An 18,087-nucleotide genomic window follows, 5' to 3' on the forward strand; every position below is an offset into this window, starting at 1 on the left:
TCAGCGCGGGCGGTGCACGCCGAGCCGGACCGAGAGCGTGACCGGCACCGGCTCGGGCAGCGCGGCGATGCGCGCGGCGAGCCGTTGCGGGTCGGTGTGCCAGGCGCTCGGTCCCATTCCGACGAGCGTGGTCACCTCGGCGCGGGTGAGCGCGAGCCGGGCCCGGTGCCCGGTCGCGGACTCCTCGGCGAAGTGGCCGCCGAGGCTGCCGGCGACCCGGTCGGCCTTGTCCGGGTCCACCCGCAGCAGGTCCAGCGCGTCGACGAGTTCGGTGAGGTGCTCGGCGGCCGGGGTGACCACCAGCAGCGCGCCGCCGGGGTCGAGCACCCGGTGGAACTCGGGGCCGTTGCGCGGCGCGAACACGTTCAGCAGCACGGCGGTGGACCGGTCGGCCAGCGGCAGCCGCTGCCACGTGTCGGCCAGCGCGGCGGCGGCCCGCGAGTGCGCCCGGGCCGCGCGGCGCAGCGCCGGCTTGGAGACGTCGAGGGCCAGGCCGGCGGCGTCCGGCAGCGCCGCCAGCACCGCCGCGAGGTAGTGCCCGGTCCCGGCGCCGGCATCGACCACCAGGGGGTACGGGTCGGAGCCCGCGACGCGTACCGCTGTGCCGGCGAGCGCGGCGGCGACTGTGTCGAAGTGGCCGGCGGCGAGGAAGCCAGCGCGGGCGGCGACCATCTCGGCGTTGTCCCCGGTGTGCGGGGCGCGGCCGGCGAGCAGGTTCACGTATCCCTGCCGGGCGATGTCGAAGCTGTGCCCGCGCGGACAGCGCAGCGCGCGGGCGGTGCCGGCGGTGGTCCCGGTGAGCGGTTCGGCGCAGACCGGGCAGCGCAGCCGGGCGAGGACGCGATCGTCCACGGCTCAGCCCTCCGCTTCCGGGTGGCCGGTGGGGCGGCCGGTGAGGTGGTCGATCACCCGTTGGCTGAGCGTGCCGAGCGCGGCCACCTCGGCCGGGGTGAGCCGGTCGATCAGGTGCCGGCGCACGGCAGCCACGTGGCCCGGCGCGGCGGCCTCGACGGCCTGACGCCCGGCCGGGGTGAGGACGACGACCGAGCCGCGGCCGTCGGTGGCGCACTCCTCGCGGGTGACCAGGCCGCGTTGCTGCATCCGGGAGATGTGGTGGGACAGGCGGCTGCGGGACCAGAGCATCCGGTTGGCGAGTTCGCTGAGCCTGAGTCGTTGTTCAGGGGTCTCGGACAGGTCGCTCAGGACGTCGTAGTCCGGCTCGGAGAGACCGGCGTCCTGCATCAGTTCCCGGGCCAGTTCCAGGTCGAGCAGGCGGCGCATGCGGCGGTAGCCGCGCCACGCGCGGTTCTCCTGCTCGTCCAGCCAGCGCGGTTCGTCCATGCGCCGATCGTACCGGTGTTGTTGACATGTCACCAAGTTGCGGTCTAGGTTGATGACATGTCAACCAAACTGCCGTCCCGGCTGGTGCGGCTGTTCACCGGCCTGGCCTTGTTCGGCGTCAGCGTGGCGCTGATGGTCCGCGCCGACCTCGGGCTCGCGTCCTGGGACGTGCTGCACCAGGGCCTCGCCGACCGCACCGGCCTGCCGATGGGCCTGCTGGTCAACGGCGTGGCGCTGCTGGTGCTGCTGCTGTGGATCCCGCTGCGGCAGCGCCCGGGCGTCGGCACCGTGGCGAACGTCGCGCTCGTCGGCCTGGCCCTCGACGCGACGCTGGCCCTGCTGCCGCCGGTCGACCCGCTCGCCGGCCGGATCGGCCTGCTGGTCGCGGGCGTCCTGCTCAACGGCCTCGCCACCGCGCTCTACCTCGGCGCCCGGCTCGGCCCCGGCCCGCGGGACGGGCTGATGACCGGCCTGGCCGCCCGCGGCCTGCCGCTCGGCCCGGCCCGCACCGGGATAGAGGTGACGGTGCTGGCGGCCGGCTGGCTGCTCGGCGGTGCCGTCGGCCCCGGCACCCTGCTCTACGCGATCGGCATCGGGCCGATCGTCGCCTGGTTCGTTCCCCGACTCACCACGCCGGCCCCGGCCGCCGCCCCGACAGGAGTGACCTCACCATGCCCCGCCTGAACGTCGTCGTCGCCAGCACCCGCCCCGGCCGGGTCGGCCGTCGCATCGGTGACTGGTTCACCGCGGCCGCCGTCCGCCACGCCGGCTTCGACGAGGTACGCCTCCTCGACCTGGCCGAGATCGGGTTGCCCTTCCACGACGAGCCGCACCACCCGTCCGAGCGGGTCTACCTGCACGAGCACACCCGCGCCTGGAGCGCCGAGATCGACGCCGGAGACGCCTTCGTCCTGGTGATGCCGGAGTACAACTACGGCTTCAGCGCGCCGCTGAAGAACGCGATCGACTACCTCTACCACGAGTGGCAGCACAAGCCGGTGGGCTTCGTCAGCTACGGCATGACCTCCGGCGGCCTGCGCGCGGTGCAGATGATCAAGCAGGTGGTGACCACGCTGAACATGACCCCGGTCAACGACCAGGTGGTGGTCTTCCTGCGACAGGCGCTGGACGAGTCGGGCGAGCTGCGACCCGACCCGGGCCGGGAGGAGGCCGCCGCGCTCATGCTCGACCAGCTCGCCCGGCTGGCCGTCGCGCTCGCGCCGCTGCGGGTTGCGGCATGAGCGCCCGGCTCTGGGAGCTGTTCGGCGAGCGCGGGCGCGGTGTGCTCGTCACGCTGCGCCGGGACGGACGCCCTCAGCTGTCCAACCTCGACTACCTGGCCGAGCCGGGCCTGATCCGCTGCTCCACCACCGGTGACCGGGCCAAGGTGCGCAACCTGCGCCGCGACCCCCGGGCCAGCTTCCACGTGACCACCGCCGACGGCGGGGCGTACGCGGTCGCCGAGGGAACCGTGACGCTCACCCCGCCGGCCGCCGCCACCGACGACGCCACGGTCGACGAGCTGGTCGAGGTGTACCGGCGGATCCGCGGCGAGCACCCGGACTGGGCCGACTACCGGGCCGCCATGGTGGCCGACGGGCGGGTGGTGCTGCGGCTCGCGGTGGAGCGGGTGTACGGCTGGCGGCCCTGACCCGCCCGGTCCACCGCCGCGCCCGTACCGGGGGTGACTAGGGTCTGAGCATGGTCGCAATCTCGTACGAGGACATCGTCAAGGTCCCGAAGGCGCTGCTGCACGATCACCTCGACGGCGGCCTGCGGCCCGCGACGATCGTCGAGCTGGCCGCCGAGGTCGGCCACGAACTGCCCACCACCGACCCCGCGGCCCTCGGCGTCTGGTTCACCGAGGCGGCGAACTCCGGCTCGCTGGAGCGCTACCTGGAGACGTTCGCGCACACGGTGGCGGTCATGCAGACCGCCACCGCGTTGCGCCGGGTCGCCCGCGAGTGCGCGCTGGACCTGGCCGCCGACGGTGTGGTCTACGCCGAGGTGCGGTTCGCCCCGGAGCAGCACCTGGAGCAGAACCTGACCCTGGACGAGGTGGTCGACGCGGTGGTCACCGGGTTCCGGGAGGGCAGCGCGCTGGCCGCCGAGGCGGGCACCCCGATCCGGATCGGCACGCTGCTGACCGCGATGCGGCACGCGGCCCGCTCGCAGGAGATCGCCGAGCTCGCCGTACGGCACCGCGACACCGGGGTGGTCGGCTTCGACATCGCCGGCGCCGAGGCGGGCTTCCCGCCCACCCGGCACCTGGACGCGTTCGAGTACCTCCAGCGGGAGAACTTCCACTTCACCATCCACGCCGGTGAGGCGTTCGGCCTGCCGTCCATCTGGCAGGCGATCCAGTGGTGCGGCGCCGACCGGCTCGGCCACGGCGTACGCATCGTCGACGACATCACCCCGGGCAACCCGCCGGTGCTGGGCCGGCTGGCCGCGTACGTGCGCGACAAGCGCATCCCGCTGGAGCTGTGCCCGTCGTCGAACGTGCAGACCGGTGCCGCGGCCTCGATCGCCGACCACCCGATCGGGCTGCTGCGCGACCTGCGGTTCCGGGTGACGGTGAACACCGACAACCGGCTGATGAGCGGCACCTCGATGTCGCGGGAGATGGCGCTGCTGGTGGAGGCCTTCGGCTACGGCTGGAAGGAACTCCAGTGGTTCACGATCAACGCGATGAAGAGCGCGTTCATCCCGTTCGACGAGCGGCTGCGGATCATCGACGAGGTGATCAAGCCGGCGTACGCCGAACTGATCGGCTGATCACGACTGGCGGGGGTGGCCGGAGAGCAGCGCGGCCACCCCGCGCAGCACCTGACCGGCCCGGGCCGCCTCGGCGCCCAGCCCGGTCTGCCGGCGCAGCACGGCCGGCTCGGCGCGCAGCAGCGTGACCCCGCGCCGGAGGAGCACCCGGGGCGCCTTGCGCTGCTCGGCGAGATCCCGGGCGAGGCGGCGCAGGAACGTCGCCCCGCGCGGGCGGCGCAGCGCGTACGCCCCGGCGAGCAGCCCGAGCCGCCGGCATTCGGCCACGATCTCGGCCGCGAAGATCCCCTCGGCGACGAAGATTGGCGATCCGTCGACATCGAATGGCCGGGTGGCTACCCGACGGTCTGCGCCGATCGCATAAACCGGCACTTCGGCCTTGCCCTCACGAGCCAGTCGGGCGATTGTTTGCACCGCCGTGTCCGCATCCCAGGACAAGGGGGACTCCCAATCCACCCGTCCGTTTCGACGCGGACACGTAGGGTCATCGCCGTCCTTGTAGAAGTCGTCCAGGCAGAGCACCGGAAGTCCGGTTCGCTGGGCTATGTATGACTTTCCCGACCCGGAGGGGCCGGCGAGCAAGACGACGCGGTGCGGGTGTTCCATTACCTTCAGTGACTCCGGCCAGACGGATTGCTATCAAATTGCATCAACATCTCATCACACCTCCGGTGAGGGACAACCTGGTCTTTCTCTTTGCGGAGCGGCGTGATGGAATCTCGGAGGTCCGACCCGCCGGGTCGGTCGCTCGGCGTTGCCCTCAGGGTGGCGCGGGGCGCGGTAATGCGAGGGCGGTGACGTGAGCAAACGGCCAACGACGGCGGGCTCCTTCCTGTCGCGGCTGCGCCGGCCGATGAGTCGGCTGCGCGACATGCCGATCTGGTCCAAGCTCGGTCTGATCATGATCGTGCCGACCATCGCCACGGTTGTGGTGGGCACCAGTGGTCTGGTCGACCACCTGGAGACGCTCAACAATGCCAACCGGGCGGGGGATCTGGCCAATCTGATCGGCTACTCGGGTGACCTGGTCGACAGCGTGCAGGACGAGCGGGTCGGTGCCGTGCTCTTCCTCGGCGCGAAGGAGTTCCAGACCCGGGCGCAGTACCAGGAGGGTTACAACCGCGCCAACCAGCGGGTGGACCAGAGGAAGTCGTCCTACCTGCGGCAGCGTGGCGAGATCGACGACCTGCCCCGCAACTTCGTCGGGCTGCTGGACACGATCGACACCCAGCTCAAGGACCTTCCGGCGACCCGCAGCCAGGTACTGAACGGCAAGCTCAAGATCAACGACGCCGACCAGGCGTACCGGCAGCTGATCGAGGACCTGCTGGCGATCCGCGACTCGGCCACCCAGCTCGCCGGCGACAACGACCTGAGCGACCGGATGCGCGCGGCGGCCGCCGTGGCCCGGCAGAAGGAATACCTGACCCAGCGCCGGGTCGTCGTCCACCAGGCGCTCACCCAGAACCAGTACACCGCCGCGCTGCGCGAGCAGTTCATCGCCAGCGGAACCGGCCAGTCGCAGTCGCTGGCGACCTTCCAGGCCGTCGCCACCGAGCCCGACAAGCTGTTCTACGAGCAGACCGTCTCCGGGCCCGACCTGCGCAAGGCCGACCGCTTCACCAGTTTCATCTCGGGCAACAACAGCGGCTCGATGGAGAACGCCCCGTTCGGGTCGGACCAGTGGGACCAGACCATGGTCGCCAACGCCGAGCTGATCCGGACCGTGGAGGCCCGGCTCGACGGCAACGTGGTCCGGCAGGCCGACGCGCTGCGCTCGGACACCCAGCGCCAGGTGTTCCTGGAGACCGGCCTGCTGCTCACCATGCTGCTGCTGGCCATCCTGTTCGCGTACCTGGTGGCCCGCTCGATGGCCCGCTCGCTGCGCGACCTGCGCCAGGGCGCCCTGGCGGTGGCCCAGTACGGCCTGCCGCAGGCGGTCGCCCGGCTGCGCGACCCGCAGGTGACCGGCCAGCTCTCCCCGGTGCAACTGGCCAACCAGATCGCCGAGCCGCTGCCGGTGCGCAGCAAGGACGAGTTCGGCCAGGTGACCGAGGCGTTCAACGCCGTCCACCTGGAGGCCGTCCGGACCGCCGCCGAGCAGGCCGCCCTGCGGGCGTCGGTCGCGACCATGTTCGTCAACCTGGCCCGCCGCTCGCAGATCCTGGTCGACCGGCTGATCGGCCACCTCGACCGGCTGGAGCGCGGCGAGGAGGACCCGGACCGCCTGGCCGAGCTGTTCCAGCTCGACCACCTGGCCACCCGGATGCGCCGCAACGACGAGAACCTGCTGGTCCTCGCCGGCGCGGACTCCACCCGTGTGCAACGCGAGCCCGCCGCCCTGATCGACGTGCTCCGCGCCGCCCAGTCCGAGGTCGAGCACTACACCCGGATCGAGTTCGGCGTGATCGACCGGGACATCGAGGTCGCCGCCCACGCGGTCAACGACCTGGTGCACCTGGTCGCCGAGCTGTTCGACAACGCCACCGCCTTCTCCCCGCCGGACTCCCAGGTCATGGTGGAGGCCCGGCGGGTCGGCGACCGCGCCTCCCTCTACGTGGAGGACCGCGGCATCGGCATCAGCCAGGAGCAGCTCCGTGACCTCAACGAGCGGCTGGCCACGCCGCCGCAGGTGGACGTCGCGGTCTCCCGGATGATGGGCCTGGTCGTGGTCGCGCGGCTGGCCGCCCGGCACGGTGTCCGGGTCGAGCTGCGACCGGGCGCCGATCGGGGCACCGTCGCCGACGTGACGCTGCCCACCTCGGTCCTGGTGCCGCGCGCCCTCGCCGGCCGTGCTCCGGGCGCGCCGGCCCTGCCGCCCGCAACCCAGCAGCAGAGCGGACCGACGCCCGCCTTCGGCGCCCTGGCCGCGTTCGGCAACAACAACCCGCCTGGCCTGCCGCCGGCGCCGCACCCGGGTTCCTCGGGCAACCAGGTCACGCTCGGCGGACGCGCCTTCGACCCGGCGCCGCGCAACGGCTCCGGCACCCCGGCGAACGCCGGTGGCGGCCGGGCCATGCCGGCCTGGTCCGACCTGACCGGCGCCAACCCGTCCGGTGGGGACGGCGGTTTCGGCTCCCGGACCTCGAACGGCCAGGGATTCGAGCCGCTGCCGCAGCGGCGCAACCCGGGCGAGGACGACCCGGGCACCAGCGGCCAGCAGCCGGCGATCCCGCGCCAGCTGCCGAGCAGCCCGGAGGCGCGGCCCTACAGCCCGCCGCCGGTCTCCGCGCCGCCGGTCCCGCCGGTCTCGGCGCCGCCGCTGCCCCCGGTCTCCGGCGCACCGGTCTCCGGCAATCCGCTGCCGTACCGCCCGGTCTCGGCCGCCCCGGTCTCCGGCGACCCGTTCTCGGGCCGCCCGGTCTCCGCGGCTCCGGTCTCCGGCGACCCGCTGCCCTACCGTCCGGTCTCGGCCGCGCCGGTCTCCGGGCACCCCGCGTCGGGCGCCCCGGTCTCCGGACAGCCCGCCGCCGGTCACCCGGCCTCCGCGCCGCCGGCGAACCAGCCGCAGGCGCGCCCGATGTCCGCGCCAGGTGTCAGCGCCCCGCCGGTCTGGCCCCCGGTCGCGCCGACGCCCGCTCCGGCGGCGCCGGAACGGCCGGCGAGCGGCATGGACATGACCACCGAGCTGCCCCGGGTGCCGCGCACGGAGATGCCGGCCACCCCGCAGCCGACGGCCGGCCAGCCGTCCGCCGCTCCGGCCGCGAGCCGGCCGTCCGAGGCCCGGCCCGCCACCCCGGCGGCGCCGGTGTCGCGGCCGGCCACGCTGCAGCAGCCGGGCAACCGCCAGCGGTACGCGGACGAGACGATGGAGCTGCCGATCTTCCGGGAGCTGGAGTCGGCGTGGTTCCGTACCCGCCGGCCCGGGCCCAACGAGGAGTCGGCGGCACCGGCCGCGACGACTAACGGTGGCGCCGCCACCCAGCAGTTCGCCAAGGTGGACACGGCCGGCCGGCCCGTGCCGCAGACGACACCCGCAACGACAGGTAACACACCGATGGCACACACTCCGGCGGCCGGCGGAGCACCGCGTGACAACGGCGCGGCGAACGGGAACACCCGTCCCGCGTACACCGGCGGGTTGCCCACCCGGCAGCCGGCCGCGTCGCCGCAGGGCTCCTCCCCGTGGCAGACCGCGGCCGACGACGGCTGGCGTGCCGCCTCGGCGGCCACCGAGGTGCCGGTCGCGGAGACCACCCAGAAGGGGCTGCCGAAGCGGACGCCGATGGCGCAGCTCGTGCCGGGCAGCATCGAGAAGCCTTCCGCGTCCGTGCAGCGGCGTACACCGGAAGGGGTCCGGGGCCTGCTCTCGGCCTACCATCGGGGCGTGCAGCGCGGGCGTAACACCGACAGCAACACGACCGGCCCGGAGGGCACTCCGGGCGGGCAGCAGTCCTCGCAGTCTGACTCAGGCCCGGTGGCCGGGAGCGGGCAGAAGGAGCAACAAGGATGACTACTACGCAGGATCTCGGATGGCTGCTCGCCAACTTCGCCGACCGGGTGCCCGGTGTGGCGCACGCGGTCGCGGTCTCGGCCGACGGCCTGCTTCTCGCCTCGTCCCGTGACCTTCCGCGGGACCGTGCCGACCAGCTCGCCGCGATCGCGTCCGGTCTGGTCAGCCTCACCCAGGGCGCGGCCCGCTGCTTCGAGGGCGGGGCGGTGTTGCAGACAGTCGTCGAGATGGACAACGGTTTCCTGTTCCTGATGTCCATCTCGGACGGTTCGTCGTTCGCGGTGCTGGCGGCGCGGAGCTGCGACGTGGGTCAGGTCGGGTACGAGATGGCCCTGCTCGTGGACCGGGTGGGCGATGCCCTGACGCCGCAGCCGCGCACGGCTGTGGGGATGATGGGCTGAATGACGCGCTGGCCGGTGGGTCAGGTGCGGGAACAACTACGACAGCGACGGATGCCACCGGGGCGAGCCGGTGCCGGGTACGAGGGAGGTGAGCGGCGACATGGATCGTGACGAGCCGACCGGCGCGTTGGTCCGGCCGTACGCCGTTACCCGCGGTCGTACCCGTCCCCGGCTCGACATCGCCCTGGAGGCACTCGTCGAGACGACGGTGCGCGGCCGAGCGGTTGCCACTGGCAATGGTGGCCACGGTCGTGAACACCAGTACATCGCCGCGTTGTGTGACGGACGTGTGCAGTCGCTCGCCGAGATCGCGGCGCGGATGCAGCTTCCGCTCGGCGTGGCCCGGGTGCTCATCGCCGACATGGCGACGGACGGCCTGGTCGCGGTCCACGAGCCGACCATTTTGGACGACTCCGACGACGCGGTGGGCACTGAACTGCTGGAGAGGGTGCTGAGTGGACTTCGCAGGCTCTGACATGTCGCACCGGCCGCCGGCCCCGAGCGGCCGAGTGACGTCGGCGAAGATCGTTATCGCCGGTGGGTTCGGCGTCGGCAAGACGACGCTGGTCGGCTCGGTCTCCGAGATCACGCCGCTGACCACCGAGGCGATCATGACCTCCGCCGGTGTCGGCGTCGACGACACCCGGCAGGTGCCGGGCAAGACGACGACCACGGTGGCGATGGACTTCGGTCGTATCTCGATCGACCGGGATCTGATCCTGTACCTGTTCGGTACGCCGGGTCAGACGCGGTTCTGGTTCATGTGGGACGAGTTGGTCCGGGGTGCGATCGGCGCGGTGGTGCTCGTCGACACCCGGCGGCTCGCCGACTGCTTCGCCGCCATCGACTTCTTCGAGCACCGGCGGCTGCCGTACCTGGTGGCCATCAACTGCTTCGACGGCATGCAGTACCACGATCCGCAGGACGTCCGGGACGCGCTGGCGATCTCCCGCGACGTGCCGGTGGTGCCGTGCGACGCCCGTAACCGGGAGTCCACGAAGCACGTGCTGATCTCGCTGGTCGAGTACGTGCTCACCATGCGGCGCTCGCGGGCCGTCGCGCCCGCCTGACCGACGCGCGGAAGCGCCCGGCGGCCCCAGGGCCACCGGGCGCTTCCTGCCGTCCGGGGTCGGACACGGTACGCGACCGCTCGGTGACCGTCCACGCGGGACGGCCACCGGGCGCGCTTCGGAGTCAGGCGTACCGGGTCCACGTGCCGCGGAACACCTGGTACACGGCGAGCGAGTCGGGCTCCATGCCGCCGTGCCGGTCGGCGCGGAACGCGTACCCGCCGGCGATGCCCTCGACCGTCTGCGCCTGGAGGAGGGCCCGCAGCCGGCCCCGGTCCAGGCTCGTCGCCATCCGCGCCGACGTGGCGAGGAGCTGGAGCGCGTCCGAGGCGTACGGGGCGAAGTCCGGGCTGACGCCGTGGCGCTGCGTGTAGCGGTTGACGAAGTCCCGGCGGGCCAGCTGCGCCGTCGTGGTGGCGGTGGCCGCGGAGACGTCCAGGCAGGCCGGGTGCACCGCGTACGCGCCCTCCACGGCGGCGGCGTTCGCCCCCTGGACGGTGTCGTCGGCGACCGCGCCGGCGTCGAAGAAGATCGGGCCGCGGTGGCCGGCGGAGCGCAGTTCCCGCGCCGCGACGCCGGAGTCGGGTGCGGTACCCCAGACCACCACGCCGTCGCGCTGGCTGCCGGCGACGCGCTCGGCGGCGGCACGGAAGCGCCGGCCGGTCGCCGGCAGGCGTACCGTGCGGGCCAGGTCGGTGCTGCTGTCGGCGAGCGCCTCCCGCATCGCCCGCACACCCGAGTCGCCGTGCAGGCCGTCGGCGGCGAGCACCGACACCCGCCGGATCTTCTTGGACTCGAACAGCTCCACCAGACGACGCGCCATGTCGATGGCGTCCGGGGTGAGCTTGTAGGTGAACGTGCGCTCCTCCAGCGGCAGCACGATGCGGTCACCGTACCCGAGCGACAGGAAGGGCGTCTTGACCCGCTGGGCGGCCGCCGCGAGGGCCGTCGAGGTCTCGCCGAGCAAGCCGCCGATGAGCGCCTGCGCGCCGGCCCGGGTGAGGTCGGCGGCGTGGCGGGCGGCGACCTCGGGATTGCTGCCGTTGTCCAGGATCTGGAGCCGGACCGACCGGACCAGGTTCCCGACCGGTAGGCCGGTGCGGTTCAGCGAGTCGGCGGTGAGCTGCAGGGCCTGCCGCTGGGCGACGCCGAGCAGCGACCCGGCGCCGGTGAGCTCCAGACTCGCGCCGACGATCAGGTCCTGGTCACTCGGCGCGCTGCTGGACGGGCCGTCGTCCGGCCGCTGGCCCTGCGGCGCGCAACCGGCGAGCAGCAGGCTCCCGGCAGCGGCGGCGAGGACGCCCCGCCGGGTGAGCACAGTGGAGTCGAACGCCGGTGTCGCCAATGGAATCGCCTTCCCACCCCGGCGAACAGGCGCCGCCGCTGGTCCGCCGGGTATGTTCCCGGCCGGTCCAGCCCAGCGTCAAATCGTCCCGGTGTGGGATGGAACACCCCGGCGGGCCCGGTCAGGAGCGGTAGCCCGCCGAGCGGTACTCGTACTCCCGGTCGTCGTCGCGGTCACCGGTGTCGCGGGTGAAGTCCCAGCCGCCGGCCGCCTCACGGCCCGGACGGCCGCCCACGGCGAAGCCGCCGATCTCCTGGCCGCGGCGCCAGCCCCGGAAGTATCCGGTGGTGTTCTCGGCGAGGCTCGCCGCGTTCCGGACGATCCGCAGCGGACGCTCCTCGCGCAGCGGGGAGCCCGGCACCAGATTGGCCTGCGGCACGCGCTTCGGCAGCCCGGCCTTGGTCTCCGCGCCGACGGCCGGACGGGCCGCCTGCTCGGCCGCCTGCCAGCCGGTGTCGGCCGTGGTCGACCACTCCAGGTCGGCCTCGTCGCCGTGCCCGACGAACCAGGCGGACTTGGCCTGCGCGAAGATCAGCAGGTCGCCGTCACCCTCGTCGGAGACCGGCGGCGGCCGGTGCTCCTTCGGGGCGGGACGCCGTTCGGGCGCGGCGGGAAGCGGGACGCGGCCCGGGTCGCCCTGGTCGACCAGCCGCAGCGGCGGCGTGTCCAGGCCGGGATCGGCCGACCGGCTCATCTCGTCGCGCAGCGCGCGGTCCGCCAGCGGCGGCGGCTCCACCAGCCGCAGCATCGGCGGCTCCTGCGGCAGGTCGTCGGCGAGCCACGGCGGCGTGACCCGGCCGGGGTCGCTCGGCGCGTCCACGCCCCGCCCGTACGAGTAGGTGGTGCCCTCCCGCTCCCGCGCGGTGTCGTCCTCGTTGTTCACCAGCGGCCAGTTCGCCCGGGAGCCCGGCGGCGCCTCCGGCGCGGGCGGACGCGGGGCCGGCACCGGGATGCTCAGGTCGGTGGCGCTGAACCCACCGGTCGGCGGTTCGGGGTTCTGGTTCGTCTTGGGCCGGGGCGGGATGACGGTGCGCTGCCGCTCGGCCCGCGCCTTGTTGATCGCCGCGGTGGTGAGCGTCGGGCGGAACGGCTCGCCGGCCTCGGCCGGCGGCACGGCGCCGCGCGGGGACGGGGCGATCGGCGTGATCCCGGGTGGCGGCGGGGGCGGCGCGGAGATCGGCCGGTTGGTGGGACCGTCCACCCGCGACGGCAGCGGCGCGCCGGTCGGCTCGGGCCGCGCCGGTGGAGCCGAGGACGGCCGGCCCAGCGCGGCCGCCGGAGCGACGGGCGTGACCGGGGCCGGGGCGACCGGCGGCGGCGTCACCGGCGCGGGTGCGACCGGTGGCGGGCCGAGCGGCCGGGGCGTCGTCGTGGCGGCCGGACCGGACACCGGCTCCGGGCGGCTGCGCCGCCCACCGGGGACCGGCTCGGGACGACCCCGGCGGCCGGCCGGCTCGGGTGCGCCGGCCGGTTCGGGACGACCGAGGTGGGGCTCGGCGATCGGCTCCGGTGGGATCGAGCGCACCGGACGCAGCTCGGCCGCCGACGCCGGCGTCAGCTCGTCGACCTGCTCTCCCCGTCGGGCGGCGGCCCGGCGGCCGGTCGCGGGGGCGGGAGCGGTGCGTTCGGCGAGCGCGCCGACGAGCGCGTCGCAGCCGGCGTCGCAGGTCCGGACCGAGGCGACGGCCTGGCGCACGGTCTCGGCGACGGCCGCAGTGAGCGTGCGGTTGACGGTGGCCCGCCGGGGCGTCTCGGAGATGGCGACACGCAACGCGGTCACCGCGTCGGAAACGTCGTCGGCGTCGGCCACGCCCTCGCCCGTCAGCTGCGCGACGACCGCGTCGGCGGCCAGCGCGCCGTCCCGGCCACCACGGCCCGCGGGACCGGTGAGCATCCCGGGCTCGGGCAGCGCGTCGAGGACCGCCAGGGCGACCCGGTCGGCAGGATCCGGGTAGGCCCGCAGCGCGGCCGGGTAGAGCTCGCGGAGCACCTCGCGCAGCGTCACCGCGGCGGAGTGCCGGCCGCTCGCGAGCGCCGCGTGCGCGGCCAGGACCTGCGTGTATCCGGCGAGTTCACGCGGCGCCGGGAGGGTCACCGCGGAGAGCGCGCCGGCCTGGAGCGCGCGGGCCAGCCCGACCGCGCGGCGCTCGGCGGGCGGGGAGTTCATCTCCTCCAGGGAGTCGTCGTCGGCGAAGCGCTCGGCGAAGTCGTCGACCGAGTCGTCGTCCGCGATCGCCAGCGGCCGGCCGGCGGCGCTGAGCAGCGAGGTGACGATGTGGTCGTCGCTGTCCGCGGCGATGGCCGCGCCGCTCGGACCGCCGGACCGTTCCACCAGCAGCGCGACCAGCCGGGCGTAACCTGCGGGATCGTCACCGATCTCGCAGACGTGCAGCAGACGGCCTGCGTCGTCGACCACAGCGGACGTCAGCGTCGTTCCGGCCGAAGCCGTTCGGTCGGCCGGATCTGCCGAGGCCAGACCGCAGTACACGCGCACGAGCGCCACGGCGTCGTCCTCCTCCCGGGACACAGGTCTTTCTCTGCCAGAGACTGATGCTCCCCGCTCCGGGTCAGTCGCGCCAGTCCACAACCGCAGAGATCTTGCCGACAATGGTGCGCCAACCCAAACTTGCGGTTTGTGCCCCGATTTTCTTCAGCCGGCGACGACCCAGGAAACCACCGACGCCACCGTTGACGGAAGCGCGCAGCGCCTCGTCCAGGTCGTCCAGGCTGGAGCCGGCGGAGAGCATGTCCAGCACGGCGGGTAGCCGCAGGGCGTACGCCAGGTCACGGGCGATCTCACCGGCTTCGATGAGCAGCTCGTGGTCCCATGCGTCGTGGCCGCCGCGCAGGTTCTCCACCACCAGGTCGAGCTCGTACGTGTCCTCGTCCAGCGGGGCGATGTCGGCCGGCTCCAGCCGTTCGGACAGTTCATTCCAACTGTCCAGCTGGGACAGATCGTTGGGCGCACCGGAACGGATGAAAGTGACCAATGACTCCGGGGTCTTGAACAGCAGGAGCCGGCCCTTGTGGGTGAGGAAGACCGGCACCTCCTCGTCGCCGGCCTCGTCCTCGTCCTCGTCGTCCTCGGCCTCGTCCTCGTCGGCTTCGGCCTTCTCGTCGTCCGAGGCGCCGGCCTTGCCCTTGCGGCGGGACTTGGCGTCCTTCTCCTCGTCCTCGTCGTCCTCCTCGGCGGAGAGGGCGGCGAACTCCTCGTCGAGGATCACCACCTCCTCGTCCTCCTCGGTCTCGACGACCTGGCGGCGGGCCAGGAACGGGTCGTCCTGGTCGCGCTCGGCGACGTCGGTCGGGGTCAGCTCGCGCGCCTGCCGGTACGCCCGCAGCGTGAAGCCGGTGCCGGCGGGCAGGGCGATCTCCACCGGGTCGATCCGCACCTCGTCCCAGAGCGCGCGGTCGGCCGGCGGGCGGTCCTCCTCGACCTCGTCGGCCGCGGCGGCGGCGTCGGTGTCGTCGAGCTCGGGCTCGTCGGCGTCGGGCCGTTGGGGCGACTGGCGGGCCACGCTGACCTCCGTGTGCGTTCGGGTTGCCCACCCGGCGGCGTCGCGCCGCCGAGTGACTCTGCGCACATACCCTAGTGGGCGACGGTTCCGACCGGGAGTCGCACCCCTTGGCGCCGTGGCGGCGCGACAAGTAGCGTTGCTACGCATGAAGGCGCAGGCGCTGCACGGACACCTGGACGCGCTGCTGCTCGCCGTGCTGGAACGGGGCGCGCTGCACGGCTACGCGATCATCGAGGCGTTGCGTGCCCGCAGCGGCGGCACGCTGGATCTGCCCACCGGCACCATCTATCCGGCACTGCGCCGGTTGGAGCGGGCCGGGCTGGTGGCGAGCACCTGGAGCACGGTGAACGGCCGGGAGCGCCGCACCTACGAGCTGACCGATGCCGGCGGCCGGGCGCTGGCGGGGGAGCGGGCCGGCTGGCTTGAGTTCAGCGCCACCGTCGGGCGGTTCCTCGGCGCGGACGAGCCGCCCACCGCACCGGCCTGACCGCGGCGGCCGGTCGCGCGGGCGCCGGCCCGAGCCCAGTCGTTCTAGCCGGCCAGCCGGCGGTCGGCGAGCACCCAGCAGCGGGCCGCCCGGGCCAGGGCGAACCAGGCCGCCGAGACCACCACCATCCCGATGATCAGGGGAGGCCAGGTGAGCGCGGCGTCCCACAGCCCGATCGACCAGCCGAACAGCGCGCCCCCGGCGACCGCGCCGAGCAGCAGGCCGCCGGTCAGACCGAAACCGATCAGTCGCGCCGAGCGGACGAGCCGCGGTGATCCCCACCGGGCGGCGAGCGGGCCGACCAGCAGCGCGACCAGCGCCAACGCGGCGACCACGCCCCAGATGCCGTTCAGCGAGGCGGACAGCAGCAGGTAGCTCTGCGGCGGCGGCGGACCGCCGCTCCAGCTCGACCCCTGCCAGGTCAGGTCACCGGCGGCGATGAGCACCACCGCCACCACGAGCGTGCGCAGCGCCAGCCCGCGCAGCGCGCCGACGGCCAGCTCGGCCTGGAAACCCGGCACGAGCTGAGCGTCGCTGCCGAACTCGGCGACCGCCCGCCGCTGCGCCTCCGCGCGCGGCAGGCCCCCGTCCCGGTACGCCTCGACGGCGTCCTCCAGCGCGTGCCGCGCCTCGGCCAGCAGGTCGGCCTTGAGCCGGTTCGGCCCGTGCAACCGCGTGGACAGTTCGTGCAGCCGGCGGTCGACCATTGCCTCCTCATGCACCCGCATGCGGCCAAGCCTGCCACCGACGGGCGACACCCGCGTCAGGGAAAACCCCGAGCGGCCGGGCGTCAGGGCGTGATCGCCAGGTAGCCGCGCTCGGCCGCCTCCTGGCGCAGCCACTGCTCCCGGTACCAGCCGGGGCGTGCCACCAGCTCGTCGTGCCGGCCGCGCTGAACAACCCGGCCACCTTCGAGCACCACGATCTCGTCCAGCCCGGCCAGACCGCTGAGCCGGTGGCTGATCAGCAGCACCGAGTGCCCGGCCGGGACGGCGGCGAGCGCGGAGTCCAGCACCGCGTCGGCGGCCGCCGGGTCGAGCCCCTCGGTCGGCTCGTCGAGCACCAGCACCGGCGGGGCGGCCAGCAGCGCCCGGGCCAGCGCGAGCCGCTGCCGCTGCCCGCCGGAGAGCTGCCCGCCCTGCTCGCCGACCACCGTGTCCCAGCCGTCGGGCTGCTCGCGTACCCAGTCGAGCAGGCCGGCCGCCCGGGTCGCGGTGGCCAGGTCCGCCTCGGTGGCGTCCGGACGGCCGAGGAGCAGGTTCTCCTTGACCGTGGCGTGGAAGACGTACGCCTCGGCGAGCAGGCCGCCGACCACCCGGGGCAGGTGCTCGGCCGGGATGTCGGACACCGGCACGCCGCCGACCGTGACCCGGCCGGTGTCGGGGCGTACCGCGCCGGTGAGCACCGCGGCGAGCGTGCTCTTGCCGGCGCCGCTCGGCCCCACCACCGCCACCCGGCGGCCGGCCGGCAGGCCGAGGTCGAACCCGGCCAGGGCGAGGGCGGCACCCGCCCGGTACCGGACCGTCACGTCGGAGAACCGCACGTCGTGGCCGTCGGTCCCGGGCTCCGGCGCGGCCTGGGACGTCGCCGTCGCGGGCTCGGTGAGCAGGTCGGCGACGCGGGCCAGCCCGGTCCGGAGCTGGGTGCGCTGGCGGGCCGCCGCGACGAGCGCGAGCGCCACCTCCACGGCGGCGAGCGAGCCGACCGCGAGGACGCCGACGAGCACGCCGCCGACCTCGGCCCGCAGTGCCACGACCACCACCGCGGCGGCGGTGAGGCCACCGACGAGGACGCCGAGCGCGTCCACCGCGAAGCCGGTCGCGGCGAGCCGGCGTTCCAGCCGGGCCAGCCGTCCGGCCCGCTCGTCGGCGGCGGCGAGCGCGGCGCCGGTCGCCCCGAACGCGGCCAGGTCGGCGGCGCCGTGGGTGAGGTCGACCGCGTCCACGGCGAGCGCGCCGCGCAGCGGGGCCACCTCGTCGGCGGCGCGGCGGGTGATCCGGGTGGCGAGCGCGGGCAGCGCCACGCCGGCCACGAGCAGGCCGATCGCGAGCACACCGGCGGCCGGTGGTGAGATCAGCGCGGCGACGCCGGCCGCGAGCACGCTGACCAGGGCCGCCGCCGCGCCGGGCACGAGGACGCGCAGGAGCAGGTCCTGGGCGGCCTCCACGTCGGAGACCAGGCGGCTCAGCGCGTCCCCGGTACGCCGGCCGGTCTCGCGGCGGGCGGCGAGCGTGGCGAAGACGCGGGCCCGCACGTCGGTGATCATGCGGAGGACGGCGTCGTGCCCGGCGAGCCGTTCGGTGTACCGGAACACGCCCCGGCTGACCGCCAGCGCCCGGACCGCGACGATGGCCACCGTCAGCCGGTCCAGCGGAGGCCGGCCGGCGGCGCTCATCAGCAGCCAGGTGGCGGTGGCCATCAGCGCCAGGCCGGCGAACTCGGTCGCGGCGGCGAGCAGTCCTGCGCCGAGCAGCCGGCTCAGGTACGGGCGGGCCAGTCGCAGCACCGCCCGCTCGGCGCCGGGGCGGGCAGGCGCGGGCGGTTCCGGCGCGCCGGAGGGCGCCACCGGAACCCCGGTCGGCCCGGCCGGTTCGCGGCCCACCGGCGTCACGCCGTCGCCGGCGGTCACCGGGCCACCGCCGGGCGGGCGGGGAAGGCGGGGCTCATCGGGACACCACCGGTCGGGCGGGGAAG

17 protein-coding genes are annotated in these 18,087 nt (G+C 74.4%); 9 read left to right on the forward strand and 8 right to left on the reverse strand.

The genetic code is table 11. From position 1 onward, the window contains the following. Both V6U82_RS07040 and V6U82_RS07045 read right to left on the reverse strand, forming a co-directional pair. Positions 1-852, reverse strand: coding sequence for a putative RNA methyltransferase (locus V6U82_RS07040; protein ID WP_334459924.1), 852 nt, complete (start codon positions 850-852; stop codon positions 1-3). A 3-nt stretch (positions 853-855) separates the two neighbouring features. Continuing rightward, positions 856-1,341 (reverse strand): MarR family winged helix-turn-helix transcriptional regulator, encoded by a 486-nt coding sequence (locus V6U82_RS07045; RefSeq protein ID WP_334459925.1) that lies wholly within the window; start codon positions 1,339-1,341, stop codon positions 856-858. Positions 1,342-1,398: 57 nt separating this feature from the next. Here V6U82_RS07045 and yczE point away from each other — a divergent pair, with 57 nt between their 5' ends. The 4 genes from yczE to V6U82_RS07065 are packed head-to-tail and all read left to right on the forward strand — an operon-like array spanning position 1,399 to position 4,119. Further along, positions 1,399-2,025, forward strand: a complete 627-nt coding sequence (gene yczE / locus V6U82_RS07050; RefSeq protein WP_334459926.1) for a membrane protein YczE — start codon at positions 1,399-1,401, stop codon at positions 2,023-2,025. Then, positions 2,013-2,582, forward strand: coding sequence for an NADPH-dependent FMN reductase (locus V6U82_RS07055; RefSeq protein WP_123109771.1), 570 nt, complete (start codon positions 2,013-2,015; stop codon positions 2,580-2,582). Before yczE ends, V6U82_RS07055 begins: the two co-directional genes overlap by 13 nt. Continuing rightward, on the forward strand, positions 2,579-2,992 hold the full coding sequence (locus V6U82_RS07060; RefSeq protein WP_013473968.1) for a PPOX class F420-dependent oxidoreductase: 414 nt from the start codon (positions 2,579-2,581) through the stop codon (positions 2,990-2,992). The genes V6U82_RS07055 and V6U82_RS07060 overlap by 4 nt, the downstream gene beginning before the upstream one ends. Positions 2,993-3,042: 50 nt before the next feature. After that, positions 3,043-4,119 carry an adenosine deaminase gene (locus tag V6U82_RS07065; RefSeq protein WP_128139094.1) on the forward strand — a complete coding sequence of 359 codons (1,077 nt, stop codon included), beginning with the start codon at positions 3,043-3,045 and terminating at the stop codon, positions 4,117-4,119. On the opposite strand, the gene V6U82_RS07070 is transcribed toward V6U82_RS07065, so the two are convergent. Beyond that, complete coding sequence (locus tag V6U82_RS07070; RefSeq protein ID WP_334459929.1) at positions 4,120-4,386, reverse strand: hypothetical protein; 267 nt, start codon at positions 4,384-4,386, stop codon at positions 4,120-4,122. Positions 4,387-4,918: 532 nt separating this feature from the next. Between V6U82_RS07070 and V6U82_RS07075 the strand changes: the two genes are divergently transcribed. The 4 genes from V6U82_RS07075 (at position 4,919) to V6U82_RS07090 (ending at position 10,043) form a co-directional block, all read left to right on the forward strand. After that, positions 4,919-8,572, forward strand: a complete 3,654-nt coding sequence (locus tag V6U82_RS07075; RefSeq protein WP_334459932.1) for a nitrate- and nitrite sensing domain-containing protein — start codon at positions 4,919-4,921, stop codon at positions 8,570-8,572. Continuing rightward, positions 8,569-8,973: a roadblock/LC7 domain-containing protein gene (locus V6U82_RS07080; RefSeq protein WP_013283992.1), complete on the forward strand. Its 405-nt coding sequence runs from the start codon at positions 8,569-8,571 to the stop codon at positions 8,971-8,973. Before V6U82_RS07075 ends, V6U82_RS07080 begins: the two co-directional genes overlap by 4 nt. Before the next feature lie 100 nt (positions 8,974-9,073). Next, positions 9,074-9,448 carry a DUF742 domain-containing protein gene (locus V6U82_RS07085; protein WP_073827018.1) on the forward strand — a complete coding sequence of 125 codons (375 nt, stop codon included), beginning with the start codon at positions 9,074-9,076 and terminating at the stop codon, positions 9,446-9,448. A gap of 1 nt (position 9,449) precedes the next feature. Next, on the forward strand, positions 9,450-10,043 hold the full coding sequence (locus V6U82_RS07090; protein WP_030501201.1) for a GTP-binding protein: 594 nt from the start codon (positions 9,450-9,452) through the stop codon (positions 10,041-10,043). A 124-nt stretch (positions 10,044-10,167) separates the two neighbouring features. On the opposite strand, the gene V6U82_RS07095 is transcribed toward V6U82_RS07090, so the two are convergent. The 3 genes from V6U82_RS07095 to V6U82_RS07105 form a co-directional block, all read right to left on the reverse strand. Further along, positions 10,168-11,388: an ABC transporter substrate-binding protein gene (locus V6U82_RS07095; RefSeq protein WP_334459939.1), complete on the reverse strand. Its 1,221-nt coding sequence runs from the start codon at positions 11,386-11,388 to the stop codon at positions 10,168-10,170. A gap of 121 nt (positions 11,389-11,509) precedes the next feature. After that, positions 11,510-13,915: a transposase gene (locus tag V6U82_RS07100; protein ID WP_334459940.1), complete on the reverse strand. Its 2,406-nt coding sequence runs from the start codon at positions 13,913-13,915 to the stop codon at positions 11,510-11,512. Between the two features lie 40 nt (positions 13,916-13,955). Beyond that, positions 13,956-14,906 carry a DNA primase gene (locus V6U82_RS07105; protein ID WP_334459941.1) on the reverse strand — a complete coding sequence of 317 codons (951 nt, stop codon included), beginning with the start codon at positions 14,904-14,906 and terminating at the stop codon, positions 13,956-13,958. A 145-nt stretch (positions 14,907-15,051) separates the two neighbouring features. Here V6U82_RS07105 and V6U82_RS07110 point away from each other — a divergent pair, with 145 nt between their 5' ends. Further along, the gene (locus tag V6U82_RS07110) at positions 15,052-15,393 is read left to right on the forward strand and encodes a PadR family transcriptional regulator (RefSeq protein ID WP_128138958.1); all 342 of its coding nucleotides are present in this window, start codon (positions 15,052-15,054) and stop codon (positions 15,391-15,393) included. A 44-nt stretch (positions 15,394-15,437) separates the two neighbouring features. On the opposite strand, the gene V6U82_RS07115 is transcribed toward V6U82_RS07110, so the two are convergent. Next, positions 15,438-16,121 carry a permease prefix domain 1-containing protein gene (locus tag V6U82_RS07115; RefSeq protein WP_334459942.1) on the reverse strand — a complete coding sequence of 228 codons (684 nt, stop codon included), beginning with the start codon at positions 16,119-16,121 and terminating at the stop codon, positions 15,438-15,440. 62 nt (positions 16,122-16,183) lie between these two features. Then, on the reverse strand, positions 16,184-18,022 hold the full coding sequence (cydC, locus tag V6U82_RS07120; RefSeq protein WP_442933425.1) for a thiol reductant ABC exporter subunit CydC: 1,839 nt from the start codon (positions 18,020-18,022) through the stop codon (positions 16,184-16,186). Positions 18,023-18,087: the final 65 nt, after the last annotated feature.

Source organism: Micromonospora sp. CPCC 205554, from assembly GCF_036902745.1.
Classification (GTDB): Bacteria; Actinomycetota; Actinomycetes; order Mycobacteriales; family Micromonosporaceae; genus Micromonospora; species Micromonospora tulbaghiae.